The following is a 17,279-nucleotide window of genomic DNA, read 5'->3' on the forward strand; positions in this document are numbered from 1 at the left end:
TTGGAAAGGTTTTGTCGTGAAGGAACACACCCGAAAGATCACGCCGGTTCTTCTTGCTGGCGGTGCCGGTTCGCGTCTCTGGCCTGTCTCGCGTGATCAGCTGCCGAAGCAGTTCCAGCCGCTGGTCGGCAATCTTTCGACCTATCAGCAGACGCTGATGCGGGTGGGCGACAAGGGGCTTTATGCCGAGCCGCTCGTCATCACCAACGAGGATTTCCGTTTTTTCGCCCGCCGTCAGGCGGAAGAGATCGGCCTGCCGGCAACGGTGGTGCTTGAACCCGCCCGCCGCGACAGCGCTGCGGCCATGGCGGCTGCCGCCGTGCTGGCGGAGCGTCGCGAGCCGGGATGTCTGGTGCTGGCGCTTGCCGCCGACCATGTGGTGCTCGATGCCGACAAGTTCTCCGACGCCGTGAAACTCGGGGCCAAGGCTGCCGATCAGGGCAATATTGTCGTCTTCGGCCTGGTGCCGAGCGAGCCGCGCACCTCCTATGGCTATATCAAGCCGGGCGAGGCGATCGACGGCGAGGAGGACCTGAGCACGGTCGACGCCTTCGTGGAAAAGCCTGACATGAAGACGGCGATCTCCTATCTGGAAAAGGGCTATCTCTGGAACTCCGGCAACTTCCTGTTCCGCTCCGATGTGATGATCGCCGAACTCAAGGCCTTCGCGCCGGAGATTCTTTCGGCGGTGACGCAGGCGGTCGAGCAATATGAAAGCGACCTCGGTTTTGTGCGTCTGCATCAGGAAAGCTTCGAGGCCTCGCCGAAAAATTCCATCGACTATGCGGTGATCGAAAAAACCAGACGCATGGCGGTGGTGCATGGCCATTTCCGCTGGTCGGATATCGGCAGCTGGGATGCGATCTGGGAGATCGCCGACAAGCGCGGCAATGACAATGCGCTGGAAGGCGATGGCGTCTTCATCGATTCCGAAGGCTGCCTCATTCACTCCACGCAACTGCTGACGACGGTGGTGGGGGCGAAGGATCTGGTGGTGGTGGCCACCAAGGATGCGGTTCTGGTGGTGCCGAAGAACCGGGTGCAGGATGTGAAGGGTCTGGTGGAGACGCTGAAGGACGGCGAACATGCGCCGCGGACGCAGAGCCACAAGCGTGTTTATCGTCCCTGGGGTTATATCGAACACATGTATGTGGACGAACGTTACCGGGTCGGCCACATCACGGTCGATCCCGGCCATCGGATCTCGTTCCAGAAACATTATCATCGCTCGGAACACTGGATCGTGGTCAAGGGCACGGCGACGGTGACGATGGGCGAGGAAACGCGGCTTCTGACGGAAAACCAGTCGGTCTATATCCCGATCGGTCAGCCGCACCGTCTGGCAAACGAGGGCCAGATCCCGCTCGAACTGGTCGAAATCCAGACCGGGGCCTATATCGGCGAGGATGATGTGGTGAAAATTGAAGATGACTATAACAGAATGCGATCCTGAAGCTTTGCGTCCGGCTCCCAGTCCGTTTTGGGCAATGCTCCTAGTTCCATTCTCCGAAATTCAGATTAAATCCGGGGAGACTACCTAGGGTGGACGTTTTCTGTGGCGTCAAAGCCTGTGGCGTAACGGTATCTGTTACCGCAGGTGCTGCGTGGCTGTGGAAATTATTTGGCTATAATTATACGCCCTATCGATATCGTTACAAGTTGTGATAGACGTCGCAGAATCGAGAGAGTGAGTGGACGTTAATGACGAGTAGAAAACGCATATTCCTGGTCGATCACATGTGTGTTCTCCCGTTCGGCCACAATCTTAATGCGCTGGTCTTGTTCAAAGCTGCCATGGAGCCGTTTTATGACGAAGCAATATGCCTAGCGACGAAATATCTTCCCGAATATGCTGAACAATCTTCTTTGGTCGAGAGGGTCCTGTATTTTCCATATTCGGGCATTGTCCCGACGCCGCCGGCAAAAAATGTATCTGGCGGGGGCTCGTCAACAAAAGCAAAGGGACGTGGTGGCTCCAGTCTGGGGATGAGGGCCAGGTTTCTTCTGAATGCCATCGCTGAGAGATATCTCGGTATTGAGTATACGAAGCGAATGACGCTTCAAAATTGGCGTTCGTTATTTCGTAAGTATAGATTTACCAAGGATGATGTGATTTTTTTCCCAAGTGCGGAGCACTATGGGGTCGTTTCACTTCTGGAATATCTGGAAGAGTTTGAAAAAGACGAGCGACCCAGCGTCGGCATAAGGTTAATCGGTGTAGCAGAGGGAACGACATACAGCGGTGGTCTCGGTCGCGCGAAGTTTTTTGAGGTGATCCGTAAAGCCATCCTCGGGGGTACGTCCATTTCCCTCTCTGCTGAAACCATCACCTATGCCGATTTTACGTCAAGGATATTGGGCCATCACGTCGAATACCTCCCTTATCCCTTTGCGCTGCCCTTGCAGCCAATAAAGTGGGCTACGGTGAAAAACATATGTTCCCCTGGTCAAGGACGAGCCGATAAGGGGTTTCTGAGATTGTATTCGATAATAAGGGGAATTATAAAACGGAAGGGCGAGGGAAGCTTTACATTTGAAGTTCAGAATATGCGTGAAAGCGATAAGTATTTTCGTGCGCGATATTCGGATATGCTACGCTCCGTTGATATGCTGGATTTGCACCCTGCAAGGATGAAACAGGCGGATATTGACGATATGTATTCCAGGGCGGATATTATTGTCATGCCCTACGATTCTGATACTTATGCTCTGCGAGGGTCGGCAGTTTACCAGGAGGGGATGGCAATCGGTCGTATGTTCGTGTGCAGCTCGGGCTTGGGGATGTCTGATCTGGTGAAGCGCTATGGAAATGGTTTCTTGGCTGATAGTGACCGCGAGTTCTCTGACAAGGTAATTCAACTTTCTGAACTCGATGGCGAAGAGGTTCGTGCGATCGTCGCGAATGCCCGTTCTCTATATGAGAAGGATTTTGATGCCGGGCTGAATGTCACCGTAAGCAGGCTGACGAAATGAAGAAAAGTATAGCTTTTATCGATCACCCGTTTCATCGCAAAACGCGGTCAAGTAATTTCTTTGTCGATATTCTGCAAAAGGATTTCGACGTTGATATATATTATGCGGAAACGGATAGTCGTGATTTAATAAAGTCGATTGCAGACAAGGAATATGAACTGGTAGTTTGCTGGCAGACAGAGTTCTGCGCGCCTTATTTCCTGATGCGGGGAATTCGTGTTGTATGCATTCCGATGTATGACGGCGTAGCGAATGTACCCGATATATATTGGATTGGGATGAAACAGGCCCGTTTTGTGAGCTTCTCCAAGGCGCTGCATCTTCGGCTTACATCGCTCGGGATCGAAAGTTTCTATTTCCAGTATTATAATGTGAAGCATGTTCCTGTGCCGCAGGCCAATTTTGGTGATGGGCTTCGTTTCTTCTTCTGGCAACGGCGGCCCGAACAAGGTTTGACTTACGCTTTTGCACAGGAAATCGCATCGGGAATTCACGCCCGTGAAAAGGCGCTGTCTAATTTAGATTTGGCAATGCATGTTCATAATGCTCCCGATACGGAAGCCCCTGATGACTGGGAACCGGTTGGTTGCGACAGCGTTTCCTATTTCACTGACGATGCGCTCGGTTATAAGGAGGCGCTCGTTCGTTGTAATGTCTATATCTGCCCGCGCTTCAGCGAGGGGATCGGCCTGTCGATGATAGAGGCACTGGCTCGGGGTATGCTCGTAATCGCGCATGATGAACCGACCGCTAATGAATATATCGTGGACGGTGTGAATGGCATTCTTTTGGATTATGAAGATATAATCCGGGGAAGTGTGCGCAGTAAAACAATAATAGATGTGAATGTCGAAAAAGTCGCACACAATGCGCGGGAATATTATCTGAAGGGCGTGGAGCGTTGGAACGCCAGCGTAAATGATATCCGCTTTCTTATTAAGAGCACGCCGAAACCGGATTTAAGAGACAAGGAAATCGCTCTCGCCGACAATTATTTATATGCGGTGAAGTTTGCTTCGAGAAGATTCCCGAAATTTATCAGAAGACTGAAAAAACTGCGCCGTCGAGGGATGACGGGTACCGAGGCGTCGAAACTCTCGTTTTCGGATTTGTTTAAAGAGTCTCTGCGCCGAGGAGTGCTGACAGGAGTTTTTGTGCGGCTTTTGGAGCGGAAAAAGAGACGTAGACGGCGGCGGGCGGGCAAAGCCAAGTAGCTTGACTTTTCGACGTTTTAATAACAAGGACGCTTGGGAATCTATGCTGGGTGTAGTCAGATAGGCATAAAGCAGAGGTAAATATGGCGAATGTAGTGAAGACGGCTCTGGTTTGCGGAGCGGGCGGCTTTATAGGTAGTCACCTGGTTAAGCGATTGAAGCGAGAGGGTTTCTGGGTCCGGGGCGTCGACTTGAAGTTTCCGGACTTCACGGAAACTGAGGCTGACGATTTCGTAGTCGGCGATCTCCGCGATCAAAATCTCTGTAGCTCGATTGTCGACAGGCGCTTTGACGAGGTTTATCAGCTCGCAGCGGATATGGGCGGTGCCGGTTATATTTTTACCGGCGAACACGACGCCGACATAATGCATAACTCCGCGACGATTAACCTCAATATCGCTGACGTTGCCAGAAAACGTAATATCAAAAAGGTTTTCTATTCGTCGTCCGCCTGCATGTATCCAGCGTATAATCAGGAAGACCCAGATAATCCGAATTGCAGTGAAGAGTCGGCTTATCCCGCAGCGCCTGACTCTGAATATGGTTGGGAAAAGCTGTTCTCGGAGCGTTTGTATCTCGCTTATAACCGCAACTACGGCATGGCGAACCGGGTGGCTAGATATCATAATATTTTTGGCCCCGAGGGGACGTGGCAGGGCGGAAAAGAAAAGGCTCCCGCGGCAGTCTGCCGTAAGGTGGCACTCGCCGCCAACAACGGTGAAATCGAGATATGGGGAGATGGTAACCAGACGCGCTCGTTCCTCTATATTGATGAATGCGTTGAGGGTACGGTTCGACTCACGCGTTCCCCATCGTTTGAAGGGCCGGTAAACATTGGCTCCGATGAGATGGTGACGATCAATCAGTTGGTCGACATCGTGAGTGATATCGCAGGAAAGAAGCTGCACAAAAATCACATTGCAGGCCCGACAGGCGTGCGTGGGAGAAATTCCGACAACCGTTTGATTCAGGAAAAACTGGGATGGCGGCCCACGGCCGGGCTGACCGCTGGTCTTGAAAAAACCTATGCTTGGATCGAGCAGCAAATTCGCAAGAATAGCTGAAGCGAAGACTAACTAGTTATGCAATGGCGCGCGGCCTCCCCGAAGAGGGGAGGCCGCTAAGCGATTTGCCGATCCTCCATCGTCAACGACATCGAGCTTGGCTTGGCAGGATGACCAGATTTCGGTCAAAAATGGGGGAAACGTCTTGAGATTCAATCGCACGCAATCTGGTTTTGAAAGATGTAGCGAAGTCAAGACGGGTGGAATTATTGACTGCTTTTTCTCATTTGCCTTCTGGTGCGGAAAGTATTGGTCTGCGCACCGGCGGCACGTAATTTTCGATCCTGATAAATGGCCGGAAGACACGTCAAGCTATGTCAGTGACATAGTTTTAACATGCTGGGAGGAAGACGAGGGTGGGTTGACCCAGATAGAGACTTGGGTTGTTGGTTCCGGCAACGATCCACGTGTTCTCGTTTTTAACGGGGATCTGATCATTCTCTACCGGGGCTCTCTGAAATCAGAGAGAGAGTACTATCTGTACAGCGTTTCTCGAAGTGATCTGAAACCCGTCAATATCACTACTCCGTTCTTCAATTACGGGAAAAATTGGGCACCTTATTGCAACGGCAAAACTATAGGCGTGGTCCATGGCTTTGATCCCCTGGTGACCTTGGACATCGATCCCGATACGGGGGAGGGGAGTGTCGTTTGTTACAAGGACATTCCCTGGAACGCCAGAGCTCGACATGACGGGTTCGCGGTCCACAGAGGTGGATCCAATGCCTTGCGGTTTGGAGATTACATCGTAGGATTTGGTCACTCAACGATAGCGCCATATCAACACTATCCATTTTTCTGGTCTCTGAGTGACCGTAGCGAACTGAAGGTCTCTCAGGAAGAGGGTTTCGTGCCTCTTGTTCGGAGGGGCTATGGTATTATTGACCCCACGTCCTTGTTTGAAGGGCCCGATAGTCAATTGTACTTGTCAATTTGCGCCTCTGAAAGAGACTGGTTCTACGCGCAGAAATTTATCGAGACAATTATTCCCGTGAAATTTTCCGGCAGTTCCGGTCATGCGCCTACCGCCCAAATTGAAATGGATTATGGCGCTCCAACAACGGTCAGGAGAATGTTTGCTTGCGATTTGCAGTCTGCTGTTGAGACAAACATCGTTCCTTACGGTGGAAGGGAGGCGAGGCAGCAAAAGGGTTATATTTGCTTCGGGCCTTATCTTCCCTTGGAGACGGGGCACTACGAGATAAAAATAAGATATAGATGTTCGTCAGATGTTGATGTTGTTTGCGGTCAGGCGGATTTTTGCCGTTGCATTCCCGGTCATGCCGAACAACTGGCGAGCGCCCAGATAATGGGAACGAATGATATTATATCAATCGTCAAATACGCGGTTTATGCGGAAATGGAGAATGGGGAGGCTTTTGAAACGCGTGTTTTCATTGACGGGCCCTCATCCTTTACGCTCTACGACATAGAAATAGTCAAGGTGTAAGGCTGGTTACACCCGCTTATGCGGCCTGATCGACGTTCTCAGCTCCACCAGCCGCTCCAAGGTTTCCAGGCTCCGGTCCGGTCGGGCGCCGGAGAGGGCGAGTGCGAGGGTTTCCATCGCGATCAGGGAAGGGGCGTGCAGTGCCACGCCCTCGTTTTTGGCGCGGGGCAGGAAGAGGCAGGCGGTGGCGTGTTTCTTGAGAACGCTGTCTTCCTGGCCAAGCAGCATGATGATGGGGATGTCGAGACGGCCTGCCTCGGCGATGGCGGTCTGGGCTTCGCGGTGGGCGCGGCCGTGCAGCAGCATGATGAGGACGTGACCGTTTTCAAGATCGAGCAGCTGTTCGGCGAGCGTGATGCCTGTCGCATTGAGCGCATAGGAGCGGACGCCCGAGCGCTGGAACAACCTCGCCGCATAGGTGGCGATGATGCCGGAGGCGCCGATGCCGAGTACGCCGATGCCGCGGGCTTGCGAAAGAAGCCGCACGGCGGCGGCCATGGCTTCTCGGTTTTCCGCGTTGGCGAGCATTTCCAGTGTGTTTTTCTGGTTTTCAAGAACGAAGTCGATGGCGGCATCCGAATTGCCGGACATCGATTTGGTCGTGGCCGCCATTTTTTCCACAGGCGAGTCCGTCACGCCGAGATAGGCTTCCAGCGTCTCCTTCAGATCGACCAGCCCCTGAAAACCGAGTGCCTGGATGGCGCGGATGACGGTCGCATCTGACGTATTGGTCTCGAAACCGATTTCCAGCGCCGATTTACCGAGGACTGCATGGCGATGGCCATCAATATATTCGGCAACGGCAAGCAGGCCGGGTGACAGGCGATCACGGCGCTTGCGCAATTGATCGCCGAACCGGTCGATGCGCCGAAGCCTTGAAGTCTGCGTTTCGCCAGCCGCCATGGGTATTTCCGTGAAGGTGAGTTTCATACTCTTCTTCTCGGATTAGCAGTGTGCGAAGCCTGGAGGCAAGCGCTTTTGTTGGCGTCGGTCCTGTTCCTTTAATCTCTTGTTGCTGGCCGCGCGGTCAAATGTGACTGGACGGCGGAGATCATGAGGCTGAGCGCGGCATAGGAATTGGAAATTGCTTCCTCGCGTGGCAGGAGAATGTAACGGCCTTCGCGGCAGGCCTTGAGGAAACTGCAGAAGCCGGGCATCACGGCTTCCATCATGTCGATTTCCGTCTGCGGCGAAGCGCCTGTATCGGAACGATAGGGATCGAAGATGATATCGGCATCGAGTTCCGGCAGCCGCTCGGCGCTGATTTCGATGCGATCGCCTTGCGGTATGTCGTCGATGATGGCCGGGAAACGGAAACCCGCATCGCGCAGCACGCGCCCCAGCGCCCGATAGGTGTGGTAGACGCTGATCTTGCCGTTGAGTGGCTGGAACACCGAAACCGTGATGGTGCCTGTATCGACCGAAGCCTTCAGCGCCTCGATCTGCGCCCGGTAGCGCCGGTCCAGAATGGCGAGGCGCTGTTCCGTGCCGGTCAGTTCGGCAAGCACTTTGTAGATATGCGGCGCACCATCCCTGGTATTGTCGATGGCGACGGTGGGGGCGATCCGTTCCAGTTTTTCGATGGCGGTCGGGCGGTCGGGTTCGGTGAGGATCAGGTCGGGCTTGAGGGCGACGATCGCTTCCAGATCGGCATTGATGGAGCCGATATAGGCGATGTCGCTATTGTCGAAGTCGATCCCTGTCAGGATCGCGCTGGAGCGTAGATAGGGTTTGCCGTTCGCACCCATGCGGCCGTGGCTGCCCACCGGCATCACGCCAAGTTCGATCAGCGGTATGGTGAGGTCGATATCGTGCAAGGTCACGATGCGTTTCGGTTTTGCGGGAATGGAAACATTACGGCCGAGATCGTCGGTAAAAGTCCGGGTGATTTCGTCTGCACGGACCATGGTTGCGGCGGTAAATAGCCCGGCGACTGAAAGAAGGACGAGAAGTGGTTTGCGCATGGAAGACCTATAGGCGATGCCGGTGAAACCAGAGGAGGGCGAGAAGGGTGGGTGCGCCGATGGCGGAAAGAACGATGCCGGTCGGCAGCTCCAGCGGTGAAAAGGCGGTGCGGGCAAGGGTGTCAGCGGATGCCACCAGCGTTGCGCCCGTCAGTCCCGCCCCGAGGACCAGTCCGGCATAGGAGCTGCCAGGCAATAAAAGCCGGGTGATATGCGGGCCAAGCAGGCCAACAAAGCCGATACTGCCGGTGAAGGAAACACAGGACGCCGTGAGGGCGACCGCAAGCGTGACCTGCAGCGCGGAAAGCGGGCGTGTCAAGACACCAAGTGCGGCTGCGGCATTGTCGCCGAGTGCCTGTGCATCGGCACTGCGGGCGACCAGAAGCAGGAGGCCAATGGCGAGAATGAGGATAGCGCCCAGAATCCGAACCGCGGTCCAGTTTGCCCCCTGCAGGTTTCCCGCCATCCAGATCATCGCTGTCTGCAGGTTGCGAATATCAAGCGATGCCATAAGGATAAGCAGCAAAGCTGACAAGAACCATGAAAATCCGATGCCGGTCAGCACGAAGCGCAGGCGCGAGGTCGGGCCGGAAAGGCTGAAAATGAACGCGGCACTCGCCATCCCCCCTGCGATGCCAGCAGCGGGGCGCAACACCACCGGCAGGGCGGGCAGCAGGAACGCGCAGCCTAGCACGGCAAGCGATGCGCCTTCTCGCACGCCGAGCAGGCCGGGATCGGCAAGACCGTTACGGGTCGTGGCCTGCATGATGACGCCGGCAATGCCGAGCATGGCGCCGGCCACCATCGCAAGCGCCAGTCGCGACAGCCGGAAGTCGAGAACCACGGCTGCGTCGGTCATGACGGGATCGGTGTTGGTTGCGATCACAAGCGACCACAGGGCCGAGGCGGGGATATGCTGGCTGCCGGCGGTGAGCGACCACAGGGCGACAAGCGTCAGGCAGAGGAAAAGTGCGAGCAGAATGGTGAGCCGCGAAGGCATGAAGCGGACGGAAAAGCACCCCAGTCGGACGACCTGATAACGGTTCATTTCAGCACCCTGCGCACCAGCCAGAGAAAGATCGGTGCGCCGACAAGGCCGGTCATCGCACCCGTCGGCAGTTCCTTCGGCAGGAGGATCAGCCGGGCGGCAAGGTCGGCGGCGATCAGCAGGGCCGCGCCGCCGAGCGCCGCAAGTGGAATGGCCAGCAGAAGCCGCCCGATCCTGAGACGCGCGACGAGCGGCGGCACCACAAGCCCGACAAAACCGATCGGACCGACGGTGGCGATGGCCGCGCCGCAAAACAGCGAGATGGAGGCGAGCGCCAGTAACCGGGTTGCGCGGACGGATACGCCCAGGGCCGCAGCGGCGCTATCGCCGAGCGTCAGGAGATCGAGCCGCGGAGCCACGGCAATGGCAAGGATAAGTGCGATGCCGGCTGCAGGCAGGGCCGCCGCTACTATTGTCATCGAAACACCGGCCGTGTCGCCCACCAGCCAGAAGCGCATCTGCTGCAATGTTTCTTCATTGAGTATGAGAATGGCGGAGGTCAGCGTTCCCGCAAGCGTGGAAAGCGCTATGCCGCAAAAGATGAGTTTTGCGGGTGTTAGTCCCTGTCGTCCGGACGAGGCGAGGAGAAGAACGAGGGAGAAACTGACGCCCGCTCCCGTGGCCGCCAGCAATGGCCGCAGGGCAGGCGTGGCGATCAGCCCGAGCGGTGTGACCGTGGCTGCGACGACGGCAAGGCTTGCGCCGGCGTTCAGGCCGAGAATATGCGGTTCGCCGAGCGGGTTTCGCAGCAGTGTCTGCAGCAGAAGCCCGGCCACCCCAAGGCAGGCGCCGGCCTGCAGCGCCGCCAGCAGGCGTGGAAGGCGCAGTCGCAGCAAGACCTGCTGGTCGAAATTGCGGGCATCGTAGGAAAATATCAGGTCATGCAGGACATGGGGTGCGACCGGGCGCGGGCCGGTGGCAATATGTGCCAGTGTCAGAAGCAGTATCGCCAGCAGCAGGCAGAACGCTGCCGAAAGTGCACGGCCACAAGCCTGCATCTGCAAGGTCGGCAGGGTATTGTTTGCGGTGCCGGGTATCATGCCGCGCCGGTCCGCCCGGGCAGGGGAAGAAACACCGGCCGGGCCGTTGCCGGATGTGTAAGCTGGGTGACACGCATGTCGAACACATCCGCGATGATTTCGGCATCGCAGGCTGCGGCCGTCTCCAGCCGGTGCCGCAGCCGGCCATCCTTCAGGAAGATCAGGTGGTCCGCATATTGCAGGGCAAGATTGATGTCATGCAGCACCGCCACGATCGTGCGGTTATGGTGCGTGACGAGACCGGCCAGCATGTCCAGCACCTCTATCTGGTGGTGCAGGTCCAGATAGGTCGTGGGTTCGTCCAGCAGAATGATATCCGTCTGCTGCGCCAGCGCCATGGCAATCCAGGCGCGCTGCCGCTGACCGCCGGAAAGGCTGTCGACCGGTCTTTCCGCTAGTTCGGACATGCCGGTCACGAACAATGCCTGCTCCACCGCGCGGGCGTCGTCATTACTCCATTGTTTCAGAAAACCCTGATGGGGATAGCGGCCGCGGGCGACGAGATCGAAAACCGAAAGCCCCTCCGGTGTGTGGTTCTGCTGCGCCAACATGCCGAGCCGCCTTGCCACATCCCGTGTCGGGTGGCGGAAGATGTCGCGGCCGTCGAGAAGGATATGGCCACGAGTCGGCCTGTGCAGGCGGGCGAGTGCGGAAAGAAGCGTGGATTTTCCCGAGCCGTTCGGGCCGAGCAGGACGGTGAAACGGTTCGGTACGATATCGAGCGACATCTCCGTCAGCGCGGGCCGGTCGCCATAGGCAAGCTCGACGGCCTGCGCCGCGAGCCTTGTGTCCGTACCTGGAAATGTGTCGCCGCTGCTCAAGATCGTCCCCGTTCGAATGAACCGCCACCAGAATTATTGATGACTGTAGTAGTCAAGTATATGGGCCGCGAAAAAGCGGTTTTTACGGGTCGATTTGCCGGGAAAGCGGCGGCGGCGCACCAGATTGCAAGCGTCGATGCCTGAATATCCGCCTTCGAACCGTGGCATTTGCCTGCTTTCTGCGGAAATAAAAGTTGACTACTACATTCATCAATTGAAAGAGCGGTGCATCGTCGCGATGACGATTTGGGACAGTCGGGGACAAACAGGATGCATGACGGTTCGATGATCATTCGGGTGGGCTCGCGGGCGCTGCTGGCATTTCTTCTGGCCGGGGTCGCTCTGCCTGCCTTTGCGCAGGAGAGCGGAACGCCGAAGAAAAATGCCGACGGGACGACCGTACTCGAAACCATAACCGTCAATGCCGATGTCAAGAAAGGCGCGCGCGGTTATCAGCCGGTGACGACGGGCACGGCGACGCGCACCGAAACGCCGATCCTCGATATTCCGCAATCGGTCAATGTGGTGACGAGCGAGGTACTGCGCGACCAGCAGGCGCGTTCGCTGGATGATGCGCTGGCCAATGTCAGCGGCGTCACCCAGTCGAATACCTTGGGCGGCACGCAGGATGCCGTCATCCGCCGTGGTTTCGGCGATAATCGCGACGGTTCCATCCTCGTCAACGGGCTGAAGACGGCACTGCCGCATTCCTTCAACGATACGGCCGAAAGGGTGGAAGTGCTGAAGGGGCCGGCTTCGACGCTCTATGGCATTCTCGATCCCGGCGGCATGGTGAATGTCGTGACGAAGAAGCCGGAAGACACGTTTACGGCAGAGGCCTATTCGCGCTTTTCCGCCTATGGCGCGGGCAAATATGGCACATCAGGCGGTTTTGACGTTACCGGCCCGATTGCCGGAACCGATTTTTCCTATCGCCTGATCGGCCAGGGAGAAAACAGCGATTACTGGCGCAATTTCGGAGAAAAGAAGAACTGGCTGATTGCTCCCTCGCTGAAATGGAGCGGCGAGGACACCGATGTCACCGTATCCTACATGCACGAGGACTACAGCGTGCCCTTCGATCGCGGTACGATCTTCGATCCCGCGACCGGCAGGGCCATCAATGTCAGCCGACGGCTCAGGCTGGATGAGGCCTACAATATCACCGACGGCAAATCCGATCTCGCGAGCATCGCCATAGACCGGCAATTGTCCGATGATTGGAAACTTTCGCTCAATTACGCCTATAGCCGCAACGAATATTCCGACAATCAGGCGCGCGTGATGGGTTATAATTCCAGCACGGGGCAGGTGACGCGACGGGCCGATGCAACGCAATATTCCACCATCTATAATCATGCGGTGCGTGCGGATCTGACGGGTGAGGCCGAAATCGGCGGGCTACGCAACGACCTGCTGTTCGGCGCGTCCTATGATTACAGCGATACCCTGCGCACTGACATGCTTCGATGCGCGAATTCCACCAATTTCAACATCAACAATCCCGTTTATGGCCAGCTGCCGGCCTGCACCACGGTCAGGGCGGTCGATAGTGACCAGACGGAAGAGCTCTCCACCGCCTCGATCTATATGCAGGACGCCCTGCATCTTAGCGATCAGTGGATTGCGGTCGGTGGCTTGCGTTACCAGTATTACGACATCTATGCCGGCAAGGGCCGTCCCTTCGTCGTCAATACCGAGAAGAATGGCGGCGAACTCATCCCCAATGCCGGCCTTGTCTACAAGCTGACGCCGGATGCCTCGCTTTACGCGAATGTGGCCAAGACCTTCCGTCCGCAATCTTCGATCGGGGCCTATTATGGCGGGCTCGATCCGGAAGAGGGGATTTCTTACGAGGTTGGCGCCAAGTTCGATCTTTTTGCCGGACTGAACGCCAATATCGCGCTGTTCAACGCCCGCAAGCGCAATGTCGCCTACTCGGAAGATGTCGGCGGTGTCTCGACGGTGAAGGCCGCGGGCCTCGTCCGCTCACGCGGCGTGGAGGTCGATATTGCCGGCAGCCTGACCGACGATCTCGATCTGATCGCAAGCTACGCCTATACGGATGCCCTCGTACTTGAGGATCCCACCTATGCGGGCAAGCGCCTGCCGAATGTGGCCCGCCACACCGGTTCGCTTTTCCTTGCCTATGATGTCGGCGAAATCGGACCCAGCGGCAATACGCTGCGTATAGGCGGTGGCATCCGGGCGGTGGGTGAGCGTCCCGGCATCAACAACAATTCCTATTATCTGCCGGGTTACGCGGTCTTCGACGCCTTCGCCACCTATACGCTGCAGCTGGAAAAGCCGGTGACACTGCAGCTCAATCTGAAGAACATCTTCGACAAGACCTATTATACCTCGTCGATCGGCTCCACCAGCTATGCCAATGCTGTGGGCGAACCCTTCAACATCAGCCTGACGGCCAGCGTGAAGTTCTGACAGCAGGGCAGACATTCCTTGCCAAGAGCGGGGTGAATACCCCGCTTTTTATTTCCACATCGCCCGCATCCGCGCACCCACATCGATGCGGATCTGCTGTGCGCTGCGTTCGGAGGCGGCGGCTGAGATGACTGGCCAGGTGGTGGCTTCGAAAAATTGCAGCAGGGTTGCCGGTATGAAGCGGGTTCTTGCGGCGTAGACATGCCGGTCGCCCTGCTGGTTCTGTCCGCCGGTGAAGAAGCGCTGCGGCGTGATCAGCGACAGGCTGTCCCTGGCGCGCGTCATGGCGACATAAAGCAGCCGGCGCTCTTCCTCCAGCTCCTGGGTGGTGCCGACCCCGAGATCGGAGGGGATGCAGCCATCCACCACATTCAGGATGAAGACGGCTCGCCATTCCTGGCCCTTTGCCGAATGAATGGTCGACAGGCTGAGATAATCCTCGTCGAGAAGCGGCACGCCGGCCTGGTCGCTGGTGGCGTCGGGCGGATCGAGCGTCAGTTCGGTCAGAAAACGTTCGCGTGAGGCGTAGCCGCTGGCGATCTGCTCGAGTTGCAGCAAATCCGCCTTGCGGGTGTCCGCATCCTCGTGGAGACGCTCAAGATGGGGCTCATACCACAGCCGTGCCTGCCCGATCTCGCCCGGCCAGCCGTTTTGCCCCTGCCGCAGCCCCATCAGCAATTGCGTGAAAGCCGTCCAGTCGTCGCCGGTCTTCGGTGGCGGCGGAATTTCGGCAAGGGCAAGCAGCGGCTCAGGGTCTGTCGCGATCGCATCGAGAATATTGCCGGCCTTCTTCGGTCCTATGCCCGGCAACATCTGCAGCAGCCGGAAACCGGCGACGCGGTCACGCGGGTTCTGCGCGAAGCGCAGCACGGCCAGCATGTCCTTCACATGGGCGCTGTCGAGGAATTTCAGGCCGCCGAACTTGACGAAGGGAATGTTGCGGCGGGTCAGTTCCACCTCAAGCGGGCCGCTGTGGCTGGAGGTGCGGAACAGCACGGCCTGCTGTTTCAGTGTCATGCCCGTCTCGCGATTGGCAAGGATCTGGTCGATGATGAAATTCGCCTGCTCGGTTTCGTCCTTCACCGTCACGAGCTTGGGGCGCTCGAGCGACTGCCGCTCGGTCCAGAGGTTCTTGGTAAACCGTTCGCGCGCCAGATCGATGACGCCATTGGCGGCCGCCAGGATCGGCTGCGTCGAGCGATAGTTGCGGTCCAGCGTGATGATATCGGCCGCCGGGCTGAAAGAAGCGGGAAAATCAAGGATGTTTCGCACCGTCGCCGCGCGGAACGAATAGATCGACTGCGCATCGTCACCCACTACGGTCAGGCCGCGGCCACCGGGTTTGAGCGCCATCAGCACCGAGGCCTGCAGCCGGTTGGTGTCCTGATATTCGTCGACCATCACATGGTCGAAGCGGTTGCCGATATCGTCCGCCAGAACGGGGTCGCTCACCATCTGCGCCCAGTAGAGCAGGAGATCGTCGTAATCGAGCACGTTCTGGACCTGCTTGGCCTCGACATAGGCTGCGAACAGCTCTTTCAGTTCACTCTCCCAGCTGGCGACCCATGGATAATGCTGGCGCAGGATTTCCTTCAGCGGCGTCTGGGAATTCACCGCGCGCGAATAGATCGCGAGGCACGTTCCCTTCGTCGGAAAACGGCTTTCGGTCTTGGAAAAGCCGAGTTCGTGCCGGGCAAGATTCATCAGGTCGGCGCTGTCCTCGCGGTCGTGGATGGTGAAATCGATATTGAGGCCGATCTGTTCGGCATAGATGCGCAAAAGGCGCGCGCCAATGCCGTGAAATGTGCCGGACCAGGAAAGCGCATCGGTCAACGCTCCCGAATTGCCGCCGATGACATATTTGCAGATCCGCTCGACACGCCGCGACATCTCTGAGGCGGCGCGTCTTGAAAACGTCATCAGCAGGATGCGGCGGGGATCGGCGCCATTCACGATCAGATGCGCGACGCGATGGGCAAGCGTATTGGTCTTGCCGGAACCGGCACCGGCAATGATCAATAACGGGCCGGCCGTCTGTCCTTCCGCCAGCCCGACGCCGTGCTCCACCGCCTTGCGCTGCTGTTCATTCAACTTTTCCAGATAGGCAACCGCCATGCCTGCAATCCCCGATATGTGGTTGTCCGTCCGACGAAGGTCTTGGGGCAAAATGCCGGCCGGCTGTGCCGCCGCTCGCCATGTTTGCCCTGTTGTCGCAATGATTAGCAAAGACTCAAACAGCAATCCAGAACAAAGGCTGAACGTGTTGTTCCAGCCCTTGAAGCCGAAACATCCGCCCGGCAGCCGGTGGGCAGGGTGGATGCGATTTTGTCGCGATGACAGGATTTTCGATAGGAAAATCTCATATTTAGTTGAAATATATAAACATTCGTTCTCGCCGCCGCCGTGTTTTTCGTATCGCTCCGAAAATCCCTGAGCCAACCCGGCGGCCACGAGTTCAATAACCACGCCTCAGGAGGAGGCCTGTCTGTCGGGAGGACCACACCATGAAACATCTGAAATTCTGCCTGATCGCCGCTGCCGCTCTAGTCAGTTCGACATTTGCGGCGGCTGAACAGAAGGCCATGAAATCCGACGTCACAATCGCCTCGGATATCAACTACCTGCTCTATACACCAAAGGACTATTCCGGTTCGGATAAAACCTATCCCCTCGTCGTCTGGCTGCATGGGGGTGATCAGGGCGGCAGTGACATTGAAAAGCTGCGGAGGAGCGGCCTGCCGAAAATGGTCGAAGAGGGGCGTGATTTTCCTTTTCTGGTGTTTTCGCCGCAAAACCCGAGCGAGGAACTGCTCTATCCGATCGAGCGCGTCGCGGCCGCTCTGCAGTCCGTGGTGGCTGATCATCGGGTGGACCGCAGCCGCATCTACCTGATCGGCTACAGCCGGGGCGGGTTTGGCGCGTGGTCTATGGCCGAGCAATTTCCGGACACCTTCGCGGCCGTCGTGCCGATCGCCGGCGGCGGCATCCGGCATTACCTCAACCGCACCAATGAGAAGACGGCTTTCTGGGCCTTTCATGGCACCAATGATGCGGTGATACCGCTTTCCGACACGGTGGCCCTTGTGCAGCGCCTTCAGGAACTGAAGCGCAATGTACGGCTTACGGTGTTCGAGGATACGGATCACGAAGCTGTCGAGGCGAAAGTGCTGAAGGACGAGGCCATGTGGGCGTGGCTGCTTGAGCAGAAGCTGACGCCCGGCAAGATGCCTTCGTCTCCCTGAAGCCGAACGGATCGCCGCCGC

13 protein-coding genes are annotated in these 17,279 nt (G+C 57.1%); 7 read left to right on the forward strand and 6 right to left on the reverse strand.

Features of this window, described 5'->3' with window-relative positions; genetic code table 11:
- The first annotated feature begins 16 nt into the window (after window positions 1-16).
- From N434_RS17025 to N434_RS17045, 5 genes are all read left to right on the forward strand, one after another.
- Window positions 17-1,453 (forward strand): mannose-1-phosphate guanylyltransferase/mannose-6-phosphate isomerase, encoded by a 1,437-nt coding sequence (locus N434_RS17025; protein WP_110759670.1) that lies wholly within the window; start codon window positions 17-19, stop codon window positions 1,451-1,453.
- 248 nt (window positions 1,454-1,701) lie between these two features.
- The gene (locus N434_RS17030) at window positions 1,702-2,973 is read left to right on the forward strand and encodes a glycosyltransferase (protein WP_110759436.1); all 1,272 of its coding nucleotides are present in this window, start codon (window positions 1,702-1,704) and stop codon (window positions 2,971-2,973) included.
- Window positions 2,970-4,187 carry a glycosyltransferase gene (locus tag N434_RS17035; RefSeq protein ID WP_110759438.1) on the forward strand — a complete coding sequence of 406 codons (1,218 nt, stop codon included), beginning with the start codon at window positions 2,970-2,972 and terminating at the stop codon, window positions 4,185-4,187. The genes N434_RS17030 and N434_RS17035 overlap by 4 nt, the downstream gene beginning before the upstream one ends.
- Window positions 4,188-4,270: 83 nt before the next feature.
- Entirely contained in the window at window positions 4,271-5,251 is a 981-nt protein-coding gene (locus N434_RS17040) for an NAD-dependent epimerase/dehydratase family protein (RefSeq protein ID WP_110759440.1), read from the forward strand.
- A gap of 97 nt (window positions 5,252-5,348) precedes the next feature.
- Entirely contained in the window at window positions 5,349-6,701 is a 1,353-nt protein-coding gene (locus tag N434_RS17045) for a hypothetical protein (protein WP_110759442.1), read from the forward strand.
- Between the two features lie 6 nt (window positions 6,702-6,707).
- Here N434_RS17045 and N434_RS17050 read toward each other — a convergent pair whose 3' ends face one another.
- The 5 genes from N434_RS17050 to N434_RS17070 all read right to left on the reverse strand — a co-directional run bounded on the left by N434_RS17050 (window position 6,708) and on the right by N434_RS17070 (window position 11,574).
- Window positions 6,708-7,604, reverse strand: coding sequence for a MurR/RpiR family transcriptional regulator (locus N434_RS17050; RefSeq protein ID WP_110759671.1), 897 nt, complete (start codon window positions 7,602-7,604; stop codon window positions 6,708-6,710).
- A gap of 98 nt (window positions 7,605-7,702) precedes the next feature.
- The gene (locus N434_RS17055) at window positions 7,703-8,665 is read right to left on the reverse strand and encodes an ABC transporter substrate-binding protein (RefSeq protein ID WP_110759444.1); all 963 of its coding nucleotides are present in this window, start codon (window positions 8,663-8,665) and stop codon (window positions 7,703-7,705) included.
- Between the two features lie 7 nt (window positions 8,666-8,672).
- Complete coding sequence (locus N434_RS17060; protein ID WP_110759446.1) at window positions 8,673-9,713, reverse strand: FecCD family ABC transporter permease; 1,041 nt, start codon at window positions 9,711-9,713, stop codon at window positions 8,673-8,675.
- Window positions 9,710-10,753: a FecCD family ABC transporter permease gene (locus tag N434_RS17065; protein WP_065116920.1), complete on the reverse strand. Its 1,044-nt coding sequence runs from the start codon at window positions 10,751-10,753 to the stop codon at window positions 9,710-9,712. Before N434_RS17065 ends, N434_RS17060 begins: the two co-directional genes overlap by 4 nt.
- Entirely contained in the window at window positions 10,750-11,574 is an 825-nt protein-coding gene (locus N434_RS17070; protein ID WP_286172310.1) for an ABC transporter ATP-binding protein, read from the reverse strand. The genes N434_RS17065 and N434_RS17070 overlap by 4 nt, the downstream gene beginning before the upstream one ends.
- A gap of 270 nt (window positions 11,575-11,844) precedes the next feature.
- On the opposite strand from N434_RS17070, the gene N434_RS17075 reads away from it, so the two are divergent.
- On the forward strand, window positions 11,845-14,016 hold the full coding sequence (locus N434_RS17075; RefSeq protein WP_110759448.1) for a TonB-dependent siderophore receptor: 2,172 nt from the start codon (window positions 11,845-11,847) through the stop codon (window positions 14,014-14,016).
- Window positions 14,017-14,064: 48 nt separating this feature from the next.
- Here the strand turns inward: N434_RS17075 and N434_RS17080 are convergent, their stop codons facing one another.
- Window positions 14,065-16,131 carry an ATP-dependent helicase gene (locus tag N434_RS17080; protein ID WP_110759450.1) on the reverse strand — a complete coding sequence of 689 codons (2,067 nt, stop codon included), beginning with the start codon at window positions 16,129-16,131 and terminating at the stop codon, window positions 14,065-14,067.
- A 389-nt stretch (window positions 16,132-16,520) separates the two neighbouring features.
- Here N434_RS17080 and N434_RS17085 point away from each other — a divergent pair, with 389 nt between their 5' ends.
- Window positions 16,521-17,258, forward strand: a complete 738-nt coding sequence (locus N434_RS17085; protein ID WP_110759452.1) for a carboxylesterase family protein — start codon at window positions 16,521-16,523, stop codon at window positions 17,256-17,258.
- The last annotated feature ends 21 nt before the right edge of the window (window positions 17,259-17,279 follow it).

It is taken from the genome of Rhizobium sp. UGM030330-04 (assembly GCF_003208455.1).
In the GTDB taxonomy this organism is placed as follows: Bacteria; Pseudomonadota; Alphaproteobacteria; order Rhizobiales; family Rhizobiaceae; genus Agrobacterium; species Agrobacterium rhizogenes_A.